This is a genomic window from Micromonospora inositola (assembly GCF_900090285.1).
Lineage (GTDB): Bacteria > Actinomycetota > Actinomycetes > Mycobacteriales > Micromonosporaceae > Micromonospora > Micromonospora inositola.
Map to the genome: position 1 here is coordinate 2,572,150 of NZ_LT607754.1, position 19,941 is coordinate 2,592,090.

Below are 19,941 nucleotides of genomic sequence, written 5' to 3' on the forward strand. Positions count from 1 at the left end.
GCGCGGGTGCGCCGGGTCCGTCGCCGCCGGTCAGCTCGCGTCGACCGCGGTCACCGCGAACGAGGTGCTGTTGTCCGCCGGGTCCACGTCCTGCGGGTCGGTCCCCCAGAAGTAGCTGCCGGCCACGGTGAACGTGCCGGTGCCCAGCTCACCGGCCGGCGTGCCGGCGGGCGCGCTGAGGAAGACGTCGAAGGTCCGCTCCTCGCCGGGCATGAACCGGCCGCCCGGCACGCTGAACCAGTTGGGGAAGCTCGGCATGTCCTGCGGCTCGATGTGGTGGACCGCCACCCCCGCCGGCAGGGCGGCGCCGACGTTGAGCAGGAAGGTCGGGGCATCGTTGCCGTAGCGCACGGTGACCGGCATCCGGCCCAGCAGGCTGTCGTCCGCCTGCCGGGTCAGCACCACCGCGCCGCCCCGGATGCTCAGGTCGGTCTCGGTGGCCTGCACGTACGGCCGGGGCTTCTTCAGGCTCCCGGTGGTGGAGCGGAACAGCGTGGTGAAGCCGGTGCTGTCGGCGGCCCGGGTGGCGCCGTCCGGGACCACCTCGATCCGCCCGCCGTCGGCGATCATCGGGTAGTCGCGGGCGGTGGTCCAGACGTGGAAGCCAAGCCGGAAGGCGACGCTCTGCCCGGCCTCGATCCGGTCGCCCATGCAGCCGATGACCAGCCGGTTCTCCACGAGCCGGTCGTAGAGGCAGGCACCGCCGGGCTCGATCGTGCTGAACGAGGCGGCGGCCGGCTCGGTGATGACCAGGTTGACCGACGTCGCGGTCGACCTCCGGTTGGTCACCGTGGCGGTGAGCGTCCCGACGTACCCCCGATCGGTCGGCTCGAGGACGAGCCGCTGGGCGGTGATGTCGGTACCGCCGGTCGTTCCGGTCGGCGCGGCGGCGGCCGGCGCGGTCAGGGTGAGCAGGGCGGCGGCCCCGCCGAGCAGCGAGGTGGCGATCCGTGCCGTGCGTGTGGTCATGCTGGTCCTCCCGTGGATCCCCGTTGGCGGGCGGCGGCGCTTCCGTCCGCCCGATACTGGTGACACGTCCATCTCGGACGGTCGGTTGCGGTATGGCCTGCCGCCAATGTGACGCGGCGACCCGGGGGCGCCGGGTCGCCGCGCGCCTAGCCGACCGTCTTCAGCTCGACCTGGTTGTCCTTCCACTTCAGGTCGCTCCAGTACCGCTCCTGGGAGTCGTAGTGGATGACCCGCAGGGTCGGCGGACCGCCGATGTCCGGCGGGTCGTACCGGAAGGTGAAGGTGTACGTCTTCCGTTTCCCGGCCGGCAGGCCGTCCAGGACGCAGGCGTCCGACCCCTCCGACCGCACCGCCCGGCACCGGGCCAGGTCCCCGCCGGCCGGCTCGCCGACGCTGTAGAAGTCGGAGAAGCCGAGCAGGGGCACGTCCACGGGTCCCCTGTTCACCACGATGACGGTCACCGAGCCGGTCCGCTTGCCCGTCGCGTCCGGCGGCCCGACGACCAGGTCACCGGCCGTCAGGGTGAGGTCGGTCAGTCGAGGGTCGACTCCGAACTTCGTCGGCCCGGCGGTCTGGTCGAACCGGTCGCCGATCCAGGCGTACGTCCGCCACTGCCGCTGCGGTGCCCATGACGGCGTGCTGCAGCAGGGTTGGATGTCGGCCACGTGCACCCGGATCTGCCCGTCGGACTCGACGGAGAACGCGGTGATGTCGTCCATCCCCTCGCGGGTGCCGACCACTCGGCCCATCGTGACGATCCGCCCGGCTCCGTCCCGGTCGAACGCCACCAGCTGTTTCGCCGAGGCCTCGCCGTACCGGCAGCCCACCAGGGCGACCGTCTCGATCGCGCCGTCGTCGTCCAGGTCGCCGTAGGCGAGGTCGCCCAGCACCGCCGGCAGCGACTCGCTGAGCGGGCCGGCCCGGAGCCGGACGTCCTTGCTGGTGCATGTCGTTGGCGGCATCTCCCCGGGCCAGACGGCCAGGTCGACGCTGGTGGCGAGGAGCTGGGACCGGCTGATGCGGCCGTCCGGCGCCGCCGGGGTGGGGCTGGCGGTGCTCGGCGTGGGCGACGCGGTGGACGGGCTCGGTGCCGGTGTCGCCGGCGACGGGGTGGGCTCGCCGGTCTGGGCCGGCCCGGGGCGCGGACCGGTCCGTCGGTCCAGGGCCGCGTTCACGCCGACCGGGATCGCCACGGCGAGCAGCACGGCCGCCGCGGTGACCACCGCGGTGCGCCGGCGCCGCCGCCGGACCGTCTGCCGGACCGCCCCCGGACCGGCCGGTTGCACGGCCGGGGCGAGGGCCTCGCGGTACGCCGCGAACTCCCCGCTGACCAGCATCTCGTCGAAGTCAGTCATGGTCGTTCACCTCGTTCGTGGCCAGCTGGGCCGCCAGCGCCGCGCGGCCCCGGTGCAGCCAGGACTTGACCGTGCCCTCCGGCACGTCCTCCTGCTGCGCGATCTGGTTGACGGAGAGATCCGCCAGGTAGTGCAGCACCACGGCCCGCCGTTGCGGGGCTGGCAGCAGGGCCAGGGCGGCGGACAGCGCCACCCCGTCGGGGCCGGGGCCCGGCACGTGCTCCTCGCGCTGCCGCGACAGCCACGTCTGGGCGGTGCGCAGCCGGCGCCACCGGCTGGTCGCCAGGTTCCAGGCGACCCGGCGCACCCAGGCCACCGGATCGTCGTACTGGGACACCCGGGACCAGCGGGCGAAGGCCCGGCAGAAGGCCTCCTGCACCAGGTCCTGCGCCTGCGACAGGTCACCGCAGTAGGCGGTGAGCTGGAGCGTCAGCGACCGGAAGTGCGCGTGGTACAGCTCGTCGAACTCGACCCCGTCGGTCCGCTCCCGGCGGTCGCGCCGCCCCGCGGCCCCTTCGGGTGGAGGCTCGTCGAGCCTCGGTTCCCCCGTCACCATCATCTGGGTCCTCCCCGTGCCGTCGCCGCCGGCGCGGTCGACGCTCGTCACACGTGCCGATGCTGCCGACGGTTGCGCCGGCTGTCGACCGAGCGCTGTGGTTGACTGTCGGATCGGGGACACGCGAGGGAGGCCCGAGGTGCAGCTACCAGCGGTGCTCGGCGAGCCGATCCGGTTCGTGCTGAACTGGGGACGGCGCTACTCGCTCTGGGTGTTCAACTTCGGGCTGGCCTGCTGCGCCATCGAGTTCATCGCCACCAGCATGGGCCGGCACGACTTCATCCGGCTCGGGGTGATCCCGTTCGCGCACGGGCCCCGGCAGGCCGACCTGATGGTGGTCTCCGGCACGGTCACCGACAAGATGGCCCCGGCGATCAAGCGGCTCTACGACCAGATGCCCGAGCCGAAGTACGTCATCTCGTTCGGCGCCTGCTCCAACTGCGGCGGCCCGTACTGGGACTCGTACTCGGTGACCAAGGGCGTCGACCAGCTCATCCCGGTCGACGTCTACGTGCCCGGCTGCCCGCCCCGGCCGGAGGCGCTGCTGCACGGCATCCTCCTCCTCCAGGAGAAGATCGCCGCCGAGCAGTCCGGCATCGGCGGCGTCAGCCGCCCGGACCGGCTCGCCTCGCCGGTCGACGCCGGGCCCGCGGAGACCGCGCCGCGCCCGGTGGCCTCCCTCACCGCACCACCGGTACGTCCTCCGGCCGGCTGAGGCCGGTAGTGGCCGTCGGGGATTAGCCTGCGGACCATGACCCAGTCCGCGGAGAAGCGCTCCGCCTTCATCGTCGACGTGCTGACCGAGGAGTTCGGCGCCTCGATGGCGCTCGACCCGGCGGCGTTCCGCCGCAAGTTCCGCAAGATGGCGGCGTCGCCGTTCGCCTTCTACCGGGGCAGCGCCTCGCTGTTCTACGCCGACCAGCGCGGCGACTTCGCCGACGACCGGTTCCTCGACGACCGGACCAGCCGGGTCTGGATCCACGGCGACCTGCACGCGGAGAACTTCGGCACGTACATGAACGCCTCCGGGCAGTTGGTGTTCAACGTCAACGACTTCGACGAGGCGTACGTCGGGCCGTTCTCCTGGGACCTGAAGCGCTTCGCGGCCAGCGTGGCGCTGCTCGGGTACGCCAAGGCCCTCTCCGACCAGGTGATCGGCGAGCTGGTCAGCGGCTTCGCCCGGTCCTACCTCACCGAGCTGCGGGCCATCGCGGCCGGCGGGGACGACGCGATCGGCTCGATCACCCTGGACAACGCCGACGGGGTGCTGCGCCGGGTGCTCCAGCAGGCCCGGCTCAACACCCGGGTCGACCTGCTCGCCACGCAGACCACCATCGACGACTACGACCGCCGGTTCTCGCTCGCCGACGGCGTGTTCGAGGTCGACGGGGAGACCCGAGAGACGGTCCGCGCCGCCTTCCACGACTACCTCGGCACCCGGCCGGAGTCCGCGATCCGCCTGCGTCCCGTCGCGGCGAACATCAAGGACGTGGTGCTGCGCAAGGGCGTGGGCATCGGGTCGGCCGGCCTGCCGTCGTACAACCTGCTGCTGGAGGGGCACACCCAGGCGCTGGAGAACGACGTCGTCATCTACATGAAGCAGGCCCAGGTGCCGGCGGTGGCGCGGTACATCGACGACGAGCGGGTCCGCGGCTACTTCAAGCACCAGGGCCACCGGACCGCCGAGTCGCAGCGGGCGCTCCAGGCGTACGCCGACCCGTGGGTGGGCTTCACCGAGCTGGACGGGGTCGGCCAACTCGTCGCCGAGGTCTCCCCGTACGCGGCCGACCTGGACTGGGCGGACGTCAACGAGCCGGAGGAGCTGGCCGGGGTGCTCACCGACCTGGGGCGGGCGGTGGCCCGGATGCACTCGGTCGCCGACGACGAGTCCAGCCACGACCTGGTCGACTACTCCACCGAGGAGGCGATCGTCGCCGCCGTCGACGCCGACGTGGAGGGCTTCGTCCGGTACCTGGTCGACTTCGCGCACGCGTACGGCGTCCAGGCCCGCCACGACCACCAGCTCTTCGTGGACCTGTTCCGCAACGGCAGGCTGCCCGGCATCTGAGCGGCGTTCCGCCCGGCCGTTCAGGCCGTGAAGTCGAGCACCACCTTGATGTCGTCCGGTCCGGGGGTGTACGCCTCGGCGTACGCCCCCACCGGCACCCGACGGGTGATCAGCGAGCTCAGCCAGGCCTGGTCGGCCCGGGCGAGCGCCTCGGCGGCCAGGTCCCAGTGCCGCCGGTTGGCGTTGACCGAGCCGAAGACCACGTTGTTCTCCAGCACCAGGGCCCGGTTGAGCGCGCCCGCGTCGAAGTCGATGGTCCGGCCGCCGCTGGACACGCCGGTCAGGCAGACGATGCCGGTCGGCCCGGCCTTGTACATCACGTCCGTCACCACCACGGGCGCGCCGGTGCACTCCACCACCACGTCCGGCTCGAACTCCAGCTCAGCCACCGGCGTGGCGTGGTACGTCGCGCCGAGCGCCCGGACCAGTTCCGGTTTCGGCCCCTCGGTGGCCCGGTCCAGCACGTGCACCGACAGCTCGCGCTGCGTGGCGAGCAGCGCGGCCAGCAGGCCGATCGGCCCGGCCCCGGTGACCAGCACGGTCTGCGGCTTCCACTCGGCGCGGCGACCGATCCGCTCGATGTGGTCCCAGGCCTTCGCCACCACGCTCGTCGGTTCGAGCAGCATCCCGACCGGGGCGAGGACCGGGTCCAGGCCGACGGCGAACTTGGGCTGCAGCCGCCACCGGTCCCGGGCGAACCCGGGCAGCGCCTTGATGCCGTGCTCGGTGTACTGCCCGTTGCGGCACATGTCCCACTCGTCCACCGCGCAGTTGGGGCAGGGCACCGGGTCGGGGTGCCGGACGATGCCGGCCACCAGGTCGCCGGCCTGGAGGGTGCCGGTGGGGTCCTCCAGCACCCGCCCCAGCGCCTCGTGGCCCAGCACGAGCCGCTCCTGGCCGGGCGGCGCCTTCCCGTAGGCCCCGGCGATGATCTCGAGGTCGGTGCCGCAGATGCCCACCGCCAGCGCCTCGACCAGGATCGCGCCCTCCTCGGGGGCCGGCTCGGGCCAGTCCTCGGTCAGCTGGAGAGAGTTGGGGACCCTGGGAGACACAGACACGGCGCGCACGGGTTCATCTTTCCCCGCCCGGAGCCCGCCCGCCGGGAAAGCGGCCAGTTCCCCGGGCCGGGAGCGCGGACGGCCCGACACGGGTGCGGGCCGCCGGCCATAGGATCAGCGGCATGACTCCGGAAGAGGTCGGCCAGCGACTGGTCGCGCTGCTCGCGCCCGTCGAGGCCACCGCGTCGGTCTCCGGCGGTCAGGGGTACGCCCGGGCCACCGTCGACGTACCCCCGGCGAGCTGGCGGGACGCGGTGCGCGCGGCCCGCGACGACGCCGAGCTGGCCTTCGACTTCTTCGACTGGCTGTCGGCGGTCGACGAGCTGGCCGAGGGCTTCGACGTGGTGGTCCACCTCTGGTCGACCACCGGGCGGCACGGGCTGCTGCTGCGCACCCGGTTGCCCCGGGAGGCGGCGACCGTGGCGTCGCTGGTCGACCTCTATCCGGGCGCGGCCTGGCACGAGCGCGAGACGTACGAGATGTTCGGCATCTCGTTCGACGGGCACGGTGAGCTGAAGCCGCTGCTGCTGCCGCCGGAGTTCGAGGGGCACCCGCTGCGCAAGGAGTTCGTCCTCGCCTCCCGGGTGGCCAAGCCCTGGCCGGGCGCGAAGGAGCCGGGCGAGTCCGAGGCCGGCGGCGGCCGGCGGCCGATCCGCCCGCCGGGCGTACCGGCGCCGGGGGAGTGGGGGACGACGCCCACGCCGGCCGGCGCGGCCGGGGTGGGCGAGGGCCCCCGCGGCGGCGTGCCCGCCCGCCCGGCCCGGGAACGCCCCGCGCGCCCCGCCCCGGGCGACCGCCCGGCCCGCCCCGCGCCCGCCGAGCGTGCCGCCCGGCCCACGCCCGGCGAGCGCCCGACCGGTCCTGCCCGGCAGGAACCGGCAGAGGCCGCCGGCGACGAACCGACGTCCGAGGGAGGCAGGGCCTGATGCCGGCCTGGTTGGAGCTGATTCTCCGGGTGGCGGGCGTGCTGGTCGCGTTCCTCACCCTGCCGCTGCTCGTCGGGCAGGTCGAGCACAAGGTGATGGCGCACATGCAGGGCCGGCTCGGCCCGATGTACGCGGGCGGCTTCCACGGCTGGGCGCAGCTGATCGCGGACGGGATCAAGTTCGTGCAGAAGGAGGACGTCACGCCGCGCGACGCGGACCGGGCGGTCTTCCGGCTGGCCCCCGCGGTGGCGCTGGTGCCGTACCTGCTCGCGTTGCTGGTGATCCCGCTCGGCCCGGGTGACCTGGTCGGGCAGCCGCTGGACATCGGCCTGTTCTTCGTCCTCGCGGTGGTCGGCATCGGCGTGGTGGCGGTGCTGATGTCGGCGTGGGCGTCGGCCAACAAGTACAGCCTGCTCGGCGGGCTGCGCGGCGCGGCCCAGCTGCTCGGTTACGAGCTGCCGCTGGTGCTGGCCGCCGCGTCGGTGGCGATGGCGGCGGGCACGCTCAGCCTCTCCGGCATCGTCGAGGCGTGGCGGCCGTGGTGGCTGCTCTGGCAGGCGCCCGCGATGGTGGTCTTCTTCGTCGCCGGGCTGGCGGAGATCCGGCGGCCCCCGTTCGACATGCCCGTCGCCGACTCGGAGCTGGTCTTCGGCTACATGACCGAGTACACCGGCCTGCGCTTCGCCTTCTTCCTGCTCGCCGAGTACGTCGGCATTGTGGTGATCGCCGCGCTGACCACCGTGCTCTTCCTCGGCGGCTGGCAGGGCCCGTTCGCGGACGCCCAGCTCGGCTGGCTGTGGACGCTGATCAAGGTCTTCGCGGTCGCGTTCGTGATCATCTGGCTCCGGGTGTCGTACCCCCGGCTGCGCGAGGACCAGCTCCAGCGGCTGTGCTGGCTGGTGCTGGTCCCCCTCGCCCTCGCCCAGCTCGTCCTGACGGCCGCCGTCCGCCTCGCGATGTGAGGAGCGGACCCCTCGCAACGTGTCCGGTGGAGAAGGGGCCACCTTCTCAAACTCAGCCAACCTCCAGCGGGGTGTGTGCGGGGTCGACGCGTTCGTCCGCCGGAGGCGGCGGGGGCGGGGTGCCGTCGCCGAAGGGGCGTCCGCCGAGGGCCTCGCGGCCGTGCGGGGTGAGCCAGTTCGACAGGTCCGGGCCGAGGGGCACGACGCCGGTCGGGTTGATGTCCCGGTGCACCTCGTAGTAGTGCCGCTTGATGTGGTCGAAGTCGACGGTGTCGCCGAAGCCGGGGGTCTGGAACAGGTCCCGGACGTACGCCCAGAGCACCGGCATCTCGCTGAGCTTCTGCCGGTTGCACTTGAAGTGGCCGTGGTAGACCGGGTCGAAGCGGACCAGCGTGGTGAACAGCCGCACGTCCGCCTCGGTGATCGTGTCGCCGGCCAGGTACCGCTTCCCGGCCAACCGCTCGCTCAGCCAGTCCAGCCGGTCGAAGAGCCGGTGGTACGCCTTCTCGTACGCCGCCTGGCTGCCGGCGAACCCGCACCGGTAGACGCCGTTGTTCACGTCGGCGAAGACCACGGCGTTGACCTCGTCGATCTCGTCCCGCAGCCGCTCCGGGTACAGCTCCGGCGCCCCCTCGCGGTGGTACGCGGTCCACTCGGTCGACAGGTCCAGGCCCATCCGCGCGTAGTCGTTGGTGACCACCTGCCCGGTCGGCACGTCCACGATCGCCGGCACGGTGATCCCCCGCTCGTACCCCGGGAACCGCTTGAAGTACGCCTCGGCCAGCCGCTCGATGCCGAGCACCGGATCCCGCCCGCCCGGGTCCAGGTCGAAGGTCCAGCTCCGCTTGTCGTGCGTCGGCCCGGCCACCGCCATCGAGATGGCGTCCTCCAGCCCGAGCAGCCGGCGGACGATGATCAGCCGGCTCGCCCAGGGGCAGGCGCGGCTGACCGCCAGCCGGTACCGGCCGGGCTCCACCGGCCAGCCGTCCCGCCCGTCCGCGGTGATCCGGGTGGCGATGTAGCGCTGGTCCCGGGTGAACTCGCCGCCCGGCTCCACGTACTTCCCGCCGGTGCGGTTGAGGATCTCGTCGCCGCTCTCGGTCACGCCGCCTCCTGTCGTTGTCGTCCCGGTCCCATCATGGTCGTTTTGGCGGGTCCCGTCAGGCCGAGCGGGATGCGGCGGGACTAGGCTGCCGCCGTGATCGATGTGGAGGCCGCGGCCCGACGCTTCATCGCCGACGTGTGGAACGCGAACCGCGAGGAGACCGCGTACGAGCTGGTCGCCGAGAACTGCCCGGGGTTGGGCGGGACCGGCCCGGAGGCCGCGCTGGCCTGGCACCGGGACCGGCGGGCGGCGTTCCCCGACCTGCGTTACAAGACCGTCGAGGTGGTGGCCTCCGGTGACCGGGTGGCCGTGCACTGGCGCGCCGCCGGCACCCAGGCCGGGCAGTTCGGCCCGGTGCCGCCGACCGGCCGAGTGGTCAGCTATTCGGGGGCGTCGTTCCTGCGCTTCGACGACAGCGGCCGGATCGTGGACGTGTGGAGCGTCAACGAGCTGTTCCAGGTCCTCCAGCAGCTCGGCGTCGAGATGATCCCGCCGGCCTGAGCTCCCGCTCCGGCTCAGCCCTGCGGACCCGGCCGTGGCGGGAGGGCGCGGGTGACCGGGACCGGCCCGCAGGTGTCGCCGGGTGCCAGACGGAAGGTGTCGATCACCTGCCCGGCCGTGAGGGTGACCGGCTTCGGGCCCTGTTTGGCGCGCGCCGACAGGAAGGTGCGCGGTCCCACGTACCAGCAGGGCTTGCCGCCGTTGGGCAACAGCCGCAGCAGTACCGGCCCGGCGGGCAGGGGTACCGTGATGACCGACTCGACGCCGACGGGATACCAGACCCGATCGCCGGTGGTCGGCTGGTACACCTCCAGCACGCCGCCCTGGCTGGCGGCGGTACCGAGGTCCAGCCGCCGGATCTGGGCACCCCGCGGCAGCACGATGTCCGGGACTGTCGTCGTGGTGCCGGCGGTGACCTGAACGAGGGTGGCCTCGAACCGGTTGTCGACATTGCCGGACCAGCCCGGGGCGAGCACGGCCCCCGAGGAGAGGACGCGGCCGTCCGCCCCCAGCGGCCAGCGGTACGGGCCGAGGCGATCGAGGACGTAGCTGCCGCCCGTGGCGCAGGCACGCACCGGCGGCACGTCCACGAAGTCCGGGTGCAGGCCGACGGGCTGCACGCAGGTGTCGACCGGGCTGCCCGCCTGGTCCTTCACCCGCCCGGTCAGCTTGCCGGCCAGGTCGAGCCGGATCGGCGGCGCGGTCACGGTCTGGCCGACCTGCATCGAATAGATCTCTGCGACCCGCCGGTCCCCGGTGCCGCCGTTCTCGGTGTACCACTGCGCGCCGTACGGGGCGGGCGGAACGACCAGCAACTGCACCGGCCCGGGCGGCAGCGGCCCGATGCGGACCTTGCCGCTGGTGTCGGAACAGTAGCTGGTGGCCTCCCGCCGCATCGGCGTGGTGGCCAGCTTCTCAGCACTCACTGCGTAGACGCAGGTCTTCGGGGGCACGGAAGCGTCCCTGGCGTCGACGACGCTGGTCTCCAGGGCGGCGCCCGGCTCGACGGTCACGGTGAGCCGGGTGGTCTCGCCGGTGACGACCCGCACCGAGGAGACGGTCCTGGTCCAGTGGGTCGGCTTGGCATCGACGAGGAGTGACTCCAGGGTGGTGCCGGTGGCCCAGACCTTCGGGAAGGTGATCGTGCCGGTGTCGCCGCACGCCACCTCCTGCGCCTGAAAGAGCCGTGCGCAGCCCTTCACCGGTGCCCCGGTGACGGCGTCGGTCAACGTCACCTCGACGGCGCCCGGGGGCACGAGCTGCTCGTCCACCGTGGTGACCTCGCCGTCGGCGATGTGTACGACGGTGGCCTCGGCGGGCGTCGGCTTGCCCGGGTGGTACTGGATGGTCCGGTCCAGCGGCTTGACCGCGACCCGGTAGTCACCGGCCGGCACCCGGTCGAACTGGTACCGCCCGTCGACCGCCTCGGTCCAGGCGGACCAGGAGCCGTCGACGGCCTCCACCCGGACCGAGTTGGTCAGGGCCGGGGTGGCGTCGGGGTAGTCGGTGATCTGGCCGCGTACCGTGCCGCCGCCCGTCCGGAGAGCGACGTTCACGATCTTGTCCTGGCCCCACGCCGGGAAGTACGTGGAAGCGTTGCGGCTGTCCACCGCGTTCGGCGCCCATTGCTCGGGGTAACCGTCGGCGTTGACCCGCAGCTTGTAGCCGAGGTTGTAGGACACGGTCGTGATCCGGTAGCGGCCGGTGGCGTCGGTGCACGCCGTCGCGGCCTCCTGCCCGCTGTAGACGGAGACTGCGGTCACGCAGGCGCCCGCGACCGGCGCGCCGGTCGCCGCCGTCACGGTGCCGGTCAGCACGCCGCCCTCATACGCCCCGGTCGTCGTCAGGTACCGCCCGTCCACCGTGGTCGTGGCGCCCGGGGTCACGTCGAAGACCGTGACGACTGGCGGGTTCCCGGTGCCGGGCAGCCACTGGGTCGGGTCCCAGCCCCGGGGGCCGATGGCGAGCCGGTAGGAGCCGACCGGCAGGTTTCCGAGCCGGTAGCGGCCGTCGCTGTCGGTGGGCGCCTTCGCCCGCCAGACGCCGACGGTCGAGACGGCGGTGACCTCGGAGGCGTACGCGGGGCTGCCGTCGGGCTGGGTGATCCGGCCGGCGAAGCCGCCCACGGCGTCCAGCAGCGCCAGGTTCGCCTCGATGGTGGTGCTGCCGTCGGTCGGGTAGCGCAGCGGATCCGCGTTGTAGTAGTCGGGCTCGGCGGGCCACCACAGCTCCGCGTGCCCCGCCGCCTGCGCTCGCAGGCGCGGCTGGATCGTGCGAGTCAGGCCGGAGAAGGTGTAGCGCCCCTGCTCGTCGGCGCAGCGGGTGGCGATCACCCGGTCGGGCGCGTTGAACAGGGTGAGGCAGGCGCCCGGCAACGGCGCGCCGGTCGCCCGGTCGGTCACCGTACCGGTGGCCGTGTAGGTCGGCACGGCCTGCGCGGCCGGTGCGGCCGCCAGCACGGCGGCGACGACAGCGGTCGCGGCCAGGGCGCGCATCCACCTCTTGGTCAGTCTCATCGGCCGTGGTCCCCCCAGGCTCGTCGGCCGCAGCAGGATCAGGATAGAGGTTCAACAAAGCGTTCGATGTCCCGCCGGACGGCACACGGGCTGGTCGAGCCGATCGGTGGGCACGCCTCCCCGATCGGGGGGAGCGGCACGTCGCCCGACCGGTCGACGGGTGCGCGGGTCGCCCTGCGGCCGCCAAGAGCCGGGTGGTGGTCGCGCGGGCCGGGGGCACAGGGCAGGATGGGCGGCATGAGCGAGCGCAGCGAGCGAATCAGTGAGCTCAGCGCGGAAATGCCGCACCGCGCCGGCGAGCGAACTGGGGTGACGGCGTGAGCGAGCGCAGCGGCGTGCCCGGTCAAGGGCTGGTGAAGGGGCTGGCGGTCACGTTGAAGACGATGACCAGCCGCTCGACCACGCAGCAGTACCCGGACGTCGCCCCCGAGTTGCCACCCCGCTCCCGCGGCGTGATCGCGCTGCTGGAGGAGAACTGCACGGTCTGCATGCTCTGCGCCCGGGAGTGCCCGGACTGGTGCATCTACATCGACTCGCACAAGGAGGAGGTGGCGGTGCCGGGCGCCGCCCGCCCCCGGCAGCGCAACGTGCTCGACAAGTTCGACATCGACTTCTCGCTCTGCATGTACTGCGGCATATGCGTGGAGGTCTGCCCCTTCGACGCGCTCTACTGGTCCCCGGAGTTCGAGTACGCGGAGCACGACATCAAGGACCTGCTGCACGACAAGGACCACCTGGGCGAGTGGATGGCCACCGTCCCGCCGCCGCCCGCGCACGACCCGCACGGCGAACCCTCCAAGGAGGAGACCACCGCCGCGCGCAAGGCCGCAGCCCCGGCCCGCCCCGCCGCCGAACGCCCCGAGCCCGGCCCCGCCGCCGGCGGAGGTGCGACCCCATGACAGGTGCGGACGTGCTGCTGCTGGCCCTCGGCGCCGTGGCGGTCGGCGCGGGCGTGCTGGTGGTGAGCACGAAGCACCTGGTCCGGGCCGGGCTCTACCTGGTGGTCTGCCTGGGCGCGCTGGCCGGTGACTACCTGGTGCTCACCGCCGAGCTGGTGGCCTGGGTGCAGGTGCTGATCTACGTCGGCGCGGTGGTGGTGCTGCTGCTCTTCGCGGTGATGCTGACCCGGGCCCCGATCGGCGCCTCCGACGACCTGGACCGGCCGGGCTGGCCGGCCGCGCTGATCGGCGGCGGCAGCGGGCTGGGCCTGGCCGTGCTGCTGGTCGACGCGTTCCGCTGGTCCCGGGTGGAGCTGCCCGCCGCGGGCACCGCCGACCGCCTGGGCGAGCAGGTGTTCCGCTCCTGGGTGCTGCCGTTCGAGGTGCTCTCGCTGCTGCTGCTCGCCGCCCTGGTGGGCGCGATCGTGCTCTCCCGCGCCGACATCGGCCGGCCCGGCGCGACGACGGCCGGCACGCCGGCCGGCCAACGCCGACCGCCGGCCCGGCCCGAGCCGGCCGGCGCGGCGGTCACGGGCGCGGACGAGGGCGGGCGCGCGTGAGGCCAGTCGTCCCGTACGTCACCGCGGCGCTGCTCTTCGGCCTCGGCGGCTACGGCGTGCTGCGCCGTCGCAACGCGGTCCTCGTGCTGATGGCCGTCGAGCTGATGCTGAACGCGGTGAACCTGATCCTGGTCACGGCGGACACCACGGTCCGGGCGCAGCTGCCGCACTCCGGTCAGGTCTTCGCGCTCTTCGTGATCGTGCTCGCCGCCGCCGAGATCGGCGTCGGGCTGGCCATCGTGCTCCAGCTCTACCGGCTGCGCGCCAGCGTGACCGTGGACGACGTGCCGCTGACCGAGGCGCCGGCGCCCGTGGCCGCCGGCGTACCGGCCGCCGGCACGACGAGCGTGCGCTCGGGCGGGCCGGCCAGCGCGCCGGAGGAGGAGAAGTGACCGGGCTCCTCGCGGCGGCGCTGCCGGGCGTACCCCTGCTCGTCGGTCTGGTCGGGTTGCTGCTGCCGCCGTCGCCGCGCGGCGCGGCGACCGGCGAGGACCCGGCCCGGCGGGTGGCCATCGCGCTCGGCGTGACCGGCGCGGCGGTGGCCCTGCTGGCCGCGGTGGCGCTGCTGGTCCGGGTGGACCGGCCGGTCGAGGGCTCCACCAGCTGGGTCGACCTGGGCGGGTTGACGGTCACCCTCGGGTACCGGCTGGACGGGGTGGCCGTGCTGGTCGCCACGGCGGTGGCCGCGGTGGCCCTGGCCGTACAGGTCTACTCGATCGGCTACCTGAGGCGCGGCCCGCACGACGACGTCGAGGTGGATCACCGCTATCCGCCGTACGCGGCGCAGATCAGCCTCTTCACCGCCGCGATGCTGACCGTGGTGGTCTCCGGCGACCTGATCATGCTGCTGGTCGGCTGGGAGGTGATGGGCCTCTGCTCGTACCTGCTCATCGCCCACGACCGGCGGCTGCCCGAGGCGCCGGCCGCCGCGGTGAAGGCGTTCCTGGTGACCCGGGTCGGCGACGTCGGCTTCCTGCTCGGCATCGCCCTGCTCGGCGTCTCCGCCGGCAGCTTCAAGATCGCCGACGTGCTCGGCCACCCCTACTCCACCGGTACGCTCACCGCCGCCTGCCTGCTGCTGCTCGCCGGGGTGGCCGGCAAGAGCGCCCAGTTCCCGCTGCACACCTGGCTGCCCGATGCGATGGCGGGCCCGACCCCGATCTCCGCGCTGATCCACGCCGCGACCATGGTCGCCGCCGGCGTGTACGCAGTCGCCCGGCTCTATCCGCTCTTCGAGCGCGCCCCGGTGGCCCTCGCCGTGCTCGGGGTGATGGCCTCGATCACCCTGCTGCTGGGCGCGTTCGCCGCCACCGCGCAGGACGACATCAAGCGCGTCCTGGCCTGGTCGACGGTTTCCCAGATCGGCTACATGACCGGAGCGCTCGCCGTCGGGGCGCCCACGGCGGCGCTGTTCCACCTGCTCACCCACGCCGCGTTCAAGGCGCTGCTCTTCCTCACCGCGGGCGCGGTGATCCACGCCGTCGGCACCACCCTGATGTCCCGGATGGGCGGCCTGCGGACGGCCATGCCGGCGACCTTCTGGTGCATGGTGGTCGGCCTCGGCGCGCTCGCCGGGGTGCCGCCGCTCTCCGGCTTCTGGAGCAAGGATGGCGTGCTCGCCGCCGCCGAGGCGGCCGCGCTGGACGGTGCCGGCCCGAGCTACGGCTGGGTCGGATGGCTGGTCTGGCTGGCTGGGCTGCTCGGCGTCGCCGTCACCGCCTGGTACGCCACCCGCCTGCTGCTTCGCACCTTCCTCGGCGCACCCCGGAGCCCGCTGGCCCGCCCGCACGACCCGCCGGCGGTGATGCGCTGGCCGGTGCTGCTGCTCGCGGTTCCCGCCGCGCTGCTCGGCCTGGCCGGGTTCTGGCAGACCTTCGCCGACCGACTGGCCGCGCCCGTGGAGGCGGCTCTCCTGTGGCCGGGGACGCCCGCCGTGTCCCGGGTCGCCCCCGACCTGGTGCACGTCGGCCCCGCACTGCTCCTGCCGCTGGTGCTGCTGCTGGTCGGGGCGGGCGTCGCCTGGGCCGGCTGGCGCCGCGACCCGGCCGCCGACCCGGCCCGCTTCCTGGGTCCGCTGCGGCCGGTCTTCGCCCGGGCGTTCCGGCTCGACGACGTCCAGCACGCCCTCGTCGTACGCCCGACGACCGCGCTCGCTCGGGCCGCGCGTACCGGGGACGAGCTGGGGGTGGACGGTCTGGTGGAGGGGAGCGGCCACGCAGCGGTGGAGCTGGGCGGCGGGCTGGCGGCGCTGCACCGGGCCGCGCTGCCCCGCGCCGCGGCCGGCGTGCTGGCCGGCGCGCTGCTGATCGGCCTCGCCGTCGCAGTGATCGGAGGGGTGGCGCCGTGAGCCTCGGACAGTTCCTGCTGGTCGCGGTCCTCGCCGTGCCGGCGCTCGGCGCGGTCGCGGTGGCGGCCACCCCGCACGACCGGGGGGCCCGGCTGGTCGGTACGGTCGCCGCCGCGCTGACCCTGCTCGCCACCCTGCCGCTGGTCGGCGGCGACCACGGCTGGTTCGGCTACGGGCCGAGACCCGCCGTGCAGCCCTGGCACCGGCTCGACCTGCCCTGGGTGCCCGGCCTCGACCTGCGCTTCCACCTCGGGGTGGACGGGATCTCCTGGCCGCTGGTGGTGCTCACCGCCCTGCTCACCCTGCTCTGCTGCGGGTACACGCTGTGGCGGGTGCCCGACGGCGGCAGCGGCCGGGCCCTGGTCGCGCTGCTGCTGGTGGTCGAGGTGGGCATCCTCGGCACCTTCCTCGCCCTCGACCTGGTGCTGTTCTTCGTGTTCTTCGAGGTCGTCCTGCTCCCGATGTACGCGGTCATCGCCGGCTGGGGCGGCGACGACCGGCGGCGGGCGGCCCGCAAGTTCGCCCTCTACACGCTCTTCGGCTCGGTGCTGCTGCTGGTCGGCGTCTTCGTGGTGGTCGCCGCCGCCGGCACCGCCGACCTCGTGGCGCTGACCGGCGGAGCCGGCCTGTCCCGGGGCACCCAGCTCGCCGCGTTCACCCTGCTGGCGCTGGCCTTCGCGGTGAAGAGCCCGCTCTGGCCGCTGCACTCCTGGCTGCCCGACGCGCACTCCCAGGCGCCGACCGTCGGGAGCGTCATCCTGGCCGGGGTGCTGCTCAAGATGGGCACGTACGGCCTGATCCGGGTGGCGGTCGGGGTGGCCCCGGAGGGCGCCCGCTGGGCCGCCCCGGTGCTCGGGGTGCTCGCCGTCGCCGCGATCCTGATCGGCTCGCTGGTCTGCCTCGCCCAGGACGAGCTGAAGCGGCTGATCGCGTACTCCAGCGTCGGGCACATGGGTTTCGTGCTGCTCGGGGTGGCCACGCTCACCGCCACCGGCATCCAGGCGGCGCTGATCGGCAACATCGCGCACGGGGTGATCACCGGCCTGCTCTTCTTCCTCGCCGGGGCGGTCAAGGACCGGACCCACACCGGCGCGCTCGCCGAACTCTCCGGGCTGCGGGAGACCGCGCCCCGGCTGGCCGGGCTGCTCGGCTTCGCGGCGGTCGCCTCGCTCGGGCTGCCCGGGCTGGCCGGGTTCTGGGGCGAGGCGTTCGCCGTGGTGGCCGCCGTCCGGCGGGGCGGCGGGCTCTGGACCACCCTGGCGGTGCTGGCCGCGGTCGGCGGGGCGCTGACCGCCGCGTACTTCCTGCGGCTGCTGCGGCAAATCACCCACGGGCGGCCCAGCCCGGCGGTGGGCCGGCTGGCGCCCGGGCTGGCCGGGGCCGAGCTGACCGCGTGGGCCCCGCTGGTGCTTCTCGCGCTGGCCGTCGGCCTGGCCCCCGTGCTGGTGCTCGGGTACGCGACCGGCCCGGTGGACGCCCTGGTGGGGGTGCTCAAGTGAACGGGTCCCGGGATCGTTGGTGGGGTGGGGTGACGGCATGAGTCTGGTGCAGAGCGTGGACAACGTGGCGCTGCTGCCGGCGTACCTGGCCGCCGGCACCGCCGTACTCGTGCTCCTGGCCGACCTGCTGGTGGCCCGCGCCGGCGCGACGGTGGCCGTGGCCGCCGCGGGCGCCGTCGCCAGCGCGGTGGGCGCGGCGGTGGTCGGGGCGGGTGGCGAGCGGCGCACCTTCTGCGTGGGCGGTGACTGCTCCTGGGTGTTCAACGGCCGCGCGGCCCTGGTCGCGGCGGTCTTCGCGCTGCTCACCCTCGGGGTGCTGGCGCTGTCGGGGCCGCTGCTGCGGGCCGGCCGCACGCCGGTGGGGGAGTACTGCTTCCTCCTCGCCTGCGCGATGACCGGCGGCGTGGTGCTCGGCGCGGCCGGCGACCTGATCACCCTGATCGTGGCACTGGAGACGCTCACCCTCCCGCTCTACGTCCTGGTCGGCCTGCGCCGGGGCAGCCTGGCCAGCGCCGAGGCGGCGGTGACCTTCTTCGTGGTCAGCGTGGTGGCGACGACGTTGACGCTGCTCGGCGCGGCGCTGCTGTACGCGGTGACCGGCGGGCTGCACCTCGACCGGCTCGGCGTCACCCTCACCGAGCGGCCGGAGCTGCTGGACCTGCCGCTGACCACGGTCGCGGTGGCGCTGGTGGTGCTCGGGCTGGCGTTCAAGGTGGCGGCGGTGCCGTTCCACGCCTGGGCCCCCGCTACGTACGACGGCGCGCCGCTGCCGGTGGCGGCGTACCTGTCGACCGCGTCGAAGCTGGGCGGGGTGATCGCCCTGCTCGCCGTGGTCCAGCGGGCGCTGCCGGCCACCGTCACCGGTCCGGTGCTGGCCCTGCTCGCTGTGCTCACCATGACCGTCGGCAACCTGGTGGCGCTGCGCCAGCGGCGTACCGTCCGGCTGCTCGCCTGGTCCTCGGTGGCCCAGGCCGGCTACATCCTCGCCCCGCTCGGCGCGCTCGCGCTGGCGGCCGGCCGCACCGCCGACGCCCGCGCCGGGGCGTACGCGGCCGCGGTCGCGTACGCGATCTTCTTCGTGGTGCTGGAGCTGGCCGCCTTCGCCGCGGTGGTGGCCCTGCGCCCGGCGGACGCCGACGGCGGCACCCTGGACGACCTGCGCGGGGCGGCCCGCCGGCACCCGTGGGTCGGCGGCGCGTTCGCGCTCGCGCTGATCGGGCTGGCCGGGCTGCCGCCCGGACTGGCCGGGCTGTTCGCCAAGGTGACCGTGGTCCGCGCGCTGCTGGACGGCGGCGCCGGCTGGCTCGCCCTGGTGGTGGCGGTCAACGCGGTCATCGGCCTCGCCTACTACCTGCGCCTCGCCGCCACCCTCTGGGCCGCCCCGGACGCCGCCGCCCGGCCCGCTCCGGCGGACGGACCGGCCGTGGCCCGTCCGGCCGCGAGCGTCGGGCTGGCCCTGGCGGTCGCGACCCTGGTGGCCGTGGTGGTCGGTTTCGCCCCGCAACTCCTGCTCGACCTGGTGGCCCGCTGAGCCGGCCGCACAGCCGGCGCACAGGCTTTTCCAGGCAACTTTCAGCCATGAGCAGGATGGTTGGCGGGTACCGGGTTGTTGAACCGGTCAGCGGATTCCCGCACGGATCCGCGCACCGAAGGAGCGATCGTGCATCACAACCGTCTGAAGACCGCAGCGCTGCTCGGCCTGTTGACCTCGCTGATCCTTGCGGTCGGCTACTGGTTCGGCGGGAGCGGCGGCCTGGTCATCGCCGTCGTCGCCTCGTTGCTGATGAACGGCGTGACCTACTTCTACTCCGACAAGCTCGCGCTGCGCTCGATGCGGGCGCAACCGGTCAGCGAGGCGGAGTTCCCCGAGCTGTACCGGATGGTGCGTGAGCTGGCCTCCGAGGCGCGGCAGCCGATGCCCCGCCTGTACGTCAGCCCGACCTCGCAGCCCAACGCGTTCGCCACCGGGCGGAACCCGCAGCACGCGGCGGTCTGCGTGACCCAGGGCATCACCGAGATCCTCGACTACCGCGAGCTGCGCGGGGTGATCGGACACGAGCTGTCGCACGTCTACAACCGGGACATCCTGATCTCCAGCGTGGCGGCCGGGCTGGCCGGCATCATCACCTTCCTGGCGAACATCGCCTGGTTCATCCCGCTGGGCTCCTCCGACGACGAGGATCGCCCGAACCCGGCGGTGCTGCTGCTCACCCTCATCCTTGGCCCGATCGCGGCCACCATCATCCAGTTGGCGATCAGCCGGAGCCGCGAGTTCCAGGCCGACCAGTCCGGCGCCGAGCTGAGCCGGGACCCGCTGGCCCTGGCCAGCGCCCTGCGGAAGATCCACATGGGCACCCAGGCCCGGCCGCTGCCGCCGCAGGGGCAGCTGACCAGCACCGCCCACCTGATGATCGACAACCCGTTCAAGCGTGGCGGCGGTATCGCCGCGCTCTTCTCCACCCATCCTCGGATGGAGGAGCGGGTCGCCCGGCTGGAGCGGATGGCAGCCAGCGGCGGTCCGGTGCAGTTCCAGCGCTGACCCACGCCGACACCTCCGCCCGCGTCCGGTCCGGACGCGGGC

The 19,941-nt window shown here is 73.7% G+C and carries 18 protein-coding genes; 12 read left to right on the forward strand and 6 right to left on the reverse strand.

What is annotated here, in order from left to right; all coding sequences use genetic code 11:
* Window positions 1–30: 30 nt before the first annotated feature.
* From GA0070613_RS12315 to GA0070613_RS12325, 3 genes are all read right to left on the reverse strand, one after another.
* Complete coding sequence (locus GA0070613_RS12315) at window positions 31–969, reverse strand: hypothetical protein (RefSeq protein ID WP_089012425.1); 939 nt, start codon at window positions 967–969, stop codon at window positions 31–33.
* A 146-nt stretch (window positions 970–1,115) separates the two neighbouring features.
* A complete protein-coding gene (locus GA0070613_RS12320) occupies window positions 1,116–2,324 on the reverse strand; it encodes a hypothetical protein (RefSeq protein ID WP_089012426.1) in 1,209 nt (402 codons plus the stop codon).
* A complete protein-coding gene (locus tag GA0070613_RS12325; protein WP_089012427.1) occupies window positions 2,317–2,883 on the reverse strand; it encodes a SigE family RNA polymerase sigma factor in 567 nt (188 codons plus the stop codon). Before GA0070613_RS12325 ends, GA0070613_RS12320 begins: the two co-directional genes overlap by 8 nt.
* Window positions 2,884–3,019: 136 nt before the next feature.
* Here GA0070613_RS12325 and GA0070613_RS12330 point away from each other — a divergent pair, with 136 nt between their 5' ends.
* Entirely contained in the window at window positions 3,020–3,595 is a 576-nt protein-coding gene (locus tag GA0070613_RS12330) for an NADH-quinone oxidoreductase subunit B (protein ID WP_089012428.1), read from the forward strand.
* Window positions 3,596–3,631: 36 nt separating this feature from the next.
* Entirely contained in the window at window positions 3,632–4,948 is a 1,317-nt protein-coding gene (locus GA0070613_RS12335; RefSeq protein ID WP_089012429.1) for a DUF2252 domain-containing protein, read from the forward strand.
* A gap of 20 nt (window positions 4,949–4,968) precedes the next feature.
* Here the strand turns inward: GA0070613_RS12335 and GA0070613_RS12340 are convergent, their stop codons facing one another.
* A complete protein-coding gene (locus tag GA0070613_RS12340; RefSeq protein WP_089012430.1) occupies window positions 4,969–6,015 on the reverse strand; it encodes a glucose 1-dehydrogenase in 1,047 nt (348 codons plus the stop codon).
* Window positions 6,016–6,128: 113 nt separating this feature from the next.
* Between GA0070613_RS12340 and GA0070613_RS12345 the strand changes: the two genes are divergently transcribed.
* Together GA0070613_RS12345 and nuoH are read left to right on the forward strand one after the other, a co-directional pair.
* Window positions 6,129–6,932, forward strand: coding sequence for an NADH-quinone oxidoreductase subunit C (locus GA0070613_RS12345; protein ID WP_089012431.1), 804 nt, complete (start codon window positions 6,129–6,131; stop codon window positions 6,930–6,932).
* Window positions 6,932–7,894 carry an NADH-quinone oxidoreductase subunit NuoH gene (nuoH, locus tag GA0070613_RS12350; RefSeq protein ID WP_089012432.1) on the forward strand — a complete coding sequence of 321 codons (963 nt, stop codon included), beginning with the start codon at window positions 6,932–6,934 and terminating at the stop codon, window positions 7,892–7,894. The genes GA0070613_RS12345 and nuoH overlap by 1 nt, the downstream gene beginning before the upstream one ends.
* 52 nt (window positions 7,895–7,946) lie before the next feature.
* Here nuoH and GA0070613_RS12355 read toward each other — a convergent pair whose 3' ends face one another.
* Window positions 7,947–8,999, reverse strand: a complete 1,053-nt coding sequence (locus GA0070613_RS12355; RefSeq protein WP_089012433.1) for a glutathione S-transferase family protein — start codon at window positions 8,997–8,999, stop codon at window positions 7,947–7,949.
* Between the two features lie 93 nt (window positions 9,000–9,092).
* Between GA0070613_RS12355 and GA0070613_RS12360 the strand changes: the two genes are divergently transcribed.
* The gene (locus tag GA0070613_RS12360; protein WP_089012434.1) at window positions 9,093–9,500 is read left to right on the forward strand and encodes an ester cyclase; all 408 of its coding nucleotides are present in this window, start codon (window positions 9,093–9,095) and stop codon (window positions 9,498–9,500) included.
* 14 nt (window positions 9,501–9,514) lie between these two features.
* On the opposite strand, the gene GA0070613_RS12365 is transcribed toward GA0070613_RS12360, so the two are convergent.
* Window positions 9,515–12,016 carry an MSCRAMM family protein gene (locus GA0070613_RS12365; protein ID WP_157746334.1) on the reverse strand — a complete coding sequence of 834 codons (2,502 nt, stop codon included), beginning with the start codon at window positions 12,014–12,016 and terminating at the stop codon, window positions 9,515–9,517.
* Between the two features lie 317 nt (window positions 12,017–12,333).
* Here GA0070613_RS12365 and GA0070613_RS12375 point away from each other — a divergent pair, with 317 nt between their 5' ends.
* From GA0070613_RS12375 to htpX, 7 genes are all read left to right on the forward strand, one after another.
* A complete protein-coding gene (locus tag GA0070613_RS12375; protein ID WP_089012437.1) occupies window positions 12,334–12,915 on the forward strand; it encodes a NuoI/complex I 23 kDa subunit family protein in 582 nt (193 codons plus the stop codon).
* Entirely contained in the window at window positions 12,912–13,514 is a 603-nt protein-coding gene (locus tag GA0070613_RS12380; RefSeq protein WP_089012438.1) for an NADH-quinone oxidoreductase subunit J family protein, read from the forward strand. The genes GA0070613_RS12375 and GA0070613_RS12380 overlap by 4 nt, the downstream gene beginning before the upstream one ends.
* Window positions 13,511–13,906: an NADH-quinone oxidoreductase subunit NuoK gene (nuoK, locus tag GA0070613_RS12385; protein WP_089012439.1), complete on the forward strand. Its 396-nt coding sequence runs from the start codon at window positions 13,511–13,513 to the stop codon at window positions 13,904–13,906. The genes GA0070613_RS12380 and nuoK overlap by 4 nt, the downstream gene beginning before the upstream one ends.
* The gene (locus GA0070613_RS12390; protein ID WP_089012440.1) at window positions 13,903–15,861 is read left to right on the forward strand and encodes an NADH-quinone oxidoreductase subunit 5 family protein; all 1,959 of its coding nucleotides are present in this window, start codon (window positions 13,903–13,905) and stop codon (window positions 15,859–15,861) included. Before nuoK ends, GA0070613_RS12390 begins: the two co-directional genes overlap by 4 nt.
* Window positions 15,858–17,360 carry a complex I subunit 4 family protein gene (locus GA0070613_RS12395; protein WP_089012441.1) on the forward strand — a complete coding sequence of 501 codons (1,503 nt, stop codon included), beginning with the start codon at window positions 15,858–15,860 and terminating at the stop codon, window positions 17,358–17,360. Before GA0070613_RS12390 ends, GA0070613_RS12395 begins: the two co-directional genes overlap by 4 nt.
* Before the next feature lie 37 nt (window positions 17,361–17,397).
* Window positions 17,398–18,891: an NADH-quinone oxidoreductase subunit N gene (locus GA0070613_RS12400; protein ID WP_089012442.1), complete on the forward strand. Its 1,494-nt coding sequence runs from the start codon at window positions 17,398–17,400 to the stop codon at window positions 18,889–18,891.
* Between the two features lie 129 nt (window positions 18,892–19,020).
* On the forward strand, window positions 19,021–19,899 hold the full coding sequence (gene htpX, locus GA0070613_RS12405) for a zinc metalloprotease HtpX (RefSeq protein WP_089012443.1): 879 nt from the start codon (window positions 19,021–19,023) through the stop codon (window positions 19,897–19,899).
* Window positions 19,900–19,941: the final 42 nt, after the last annotated feature.

What these genes read in the sequence shown, in the direction of transcription:
- GA0070613_RS12315 (WP_089012425.1), bottom strand. Translation starts at nt 969, where the DNA reads ATGACCACACGCACGGCACGGATCGCCACCTCGCTGCTCGGCGGGGCC.
- GA0070613_RS12320 (WP_089012426.1), bottom strand. Translation starts at nt 2,324, where the DNA reads ATGACTGACTTCGACGAGATGCTGGTCAGCGGGGAGTTCGCGGCGTAC.
- GA0070613_RS12325 (WP_089012427.1), bottom strand. Translation starts at nt 2,883, where the DNA reads ATGATGGTGACGGGGGAACCGAGGCTCGACGAGCCTCCACCCGAAGGG.
- GA0070613_RS12335 (WP_089012429.1), top strand. Translation starts at nt 3,632, where the DNA reads ATGACCCAGTCCGCGGAGAAGCGCTCCGCCTTCATCGTCGACGTGCTG.
- GA0070613_RS12345 (WP_089012431.1), top strand. Translation starts at nt 6,129, where the DNA reads ATGACTCCGGAAGAGGTCGGCCAGCGACTGGTCGCGCTGCTCGCGCCC.
- nuoH (WP_089012432.1), top strand. Translation starts at nt 6,932, where the DNA reads ATGCCGGCCTGGTTGGAGCTGATTCTCCGGGTGGCGGGCGTGCTGGTC.
- GA0070613_RS12365 (WP_157746334.1), bottom strand. Translation starts at nt 12,016, where the DNA reads ATGAGACTGACCAAGAGGTGGATGCGCGCCCTGGCCGCGACCGCTGTC.
- GA0070613_RS12380 (WP_089012438.1), top strand. Translation starts at nt 12,912, where the DNA reads ATGACAGGTGCGGACGTGCTGCTGCTGGCCCTCGGCGCCGTGGCGGTC.
- GA0070613_RS12400 (WP_089012442.1), top strand. Translation starts at nt 17,398, where the DNA reads ATGAGTCTGGTGCAGAGCGTGGACAACGTGGCGCTGCTGCCGGCGTAC.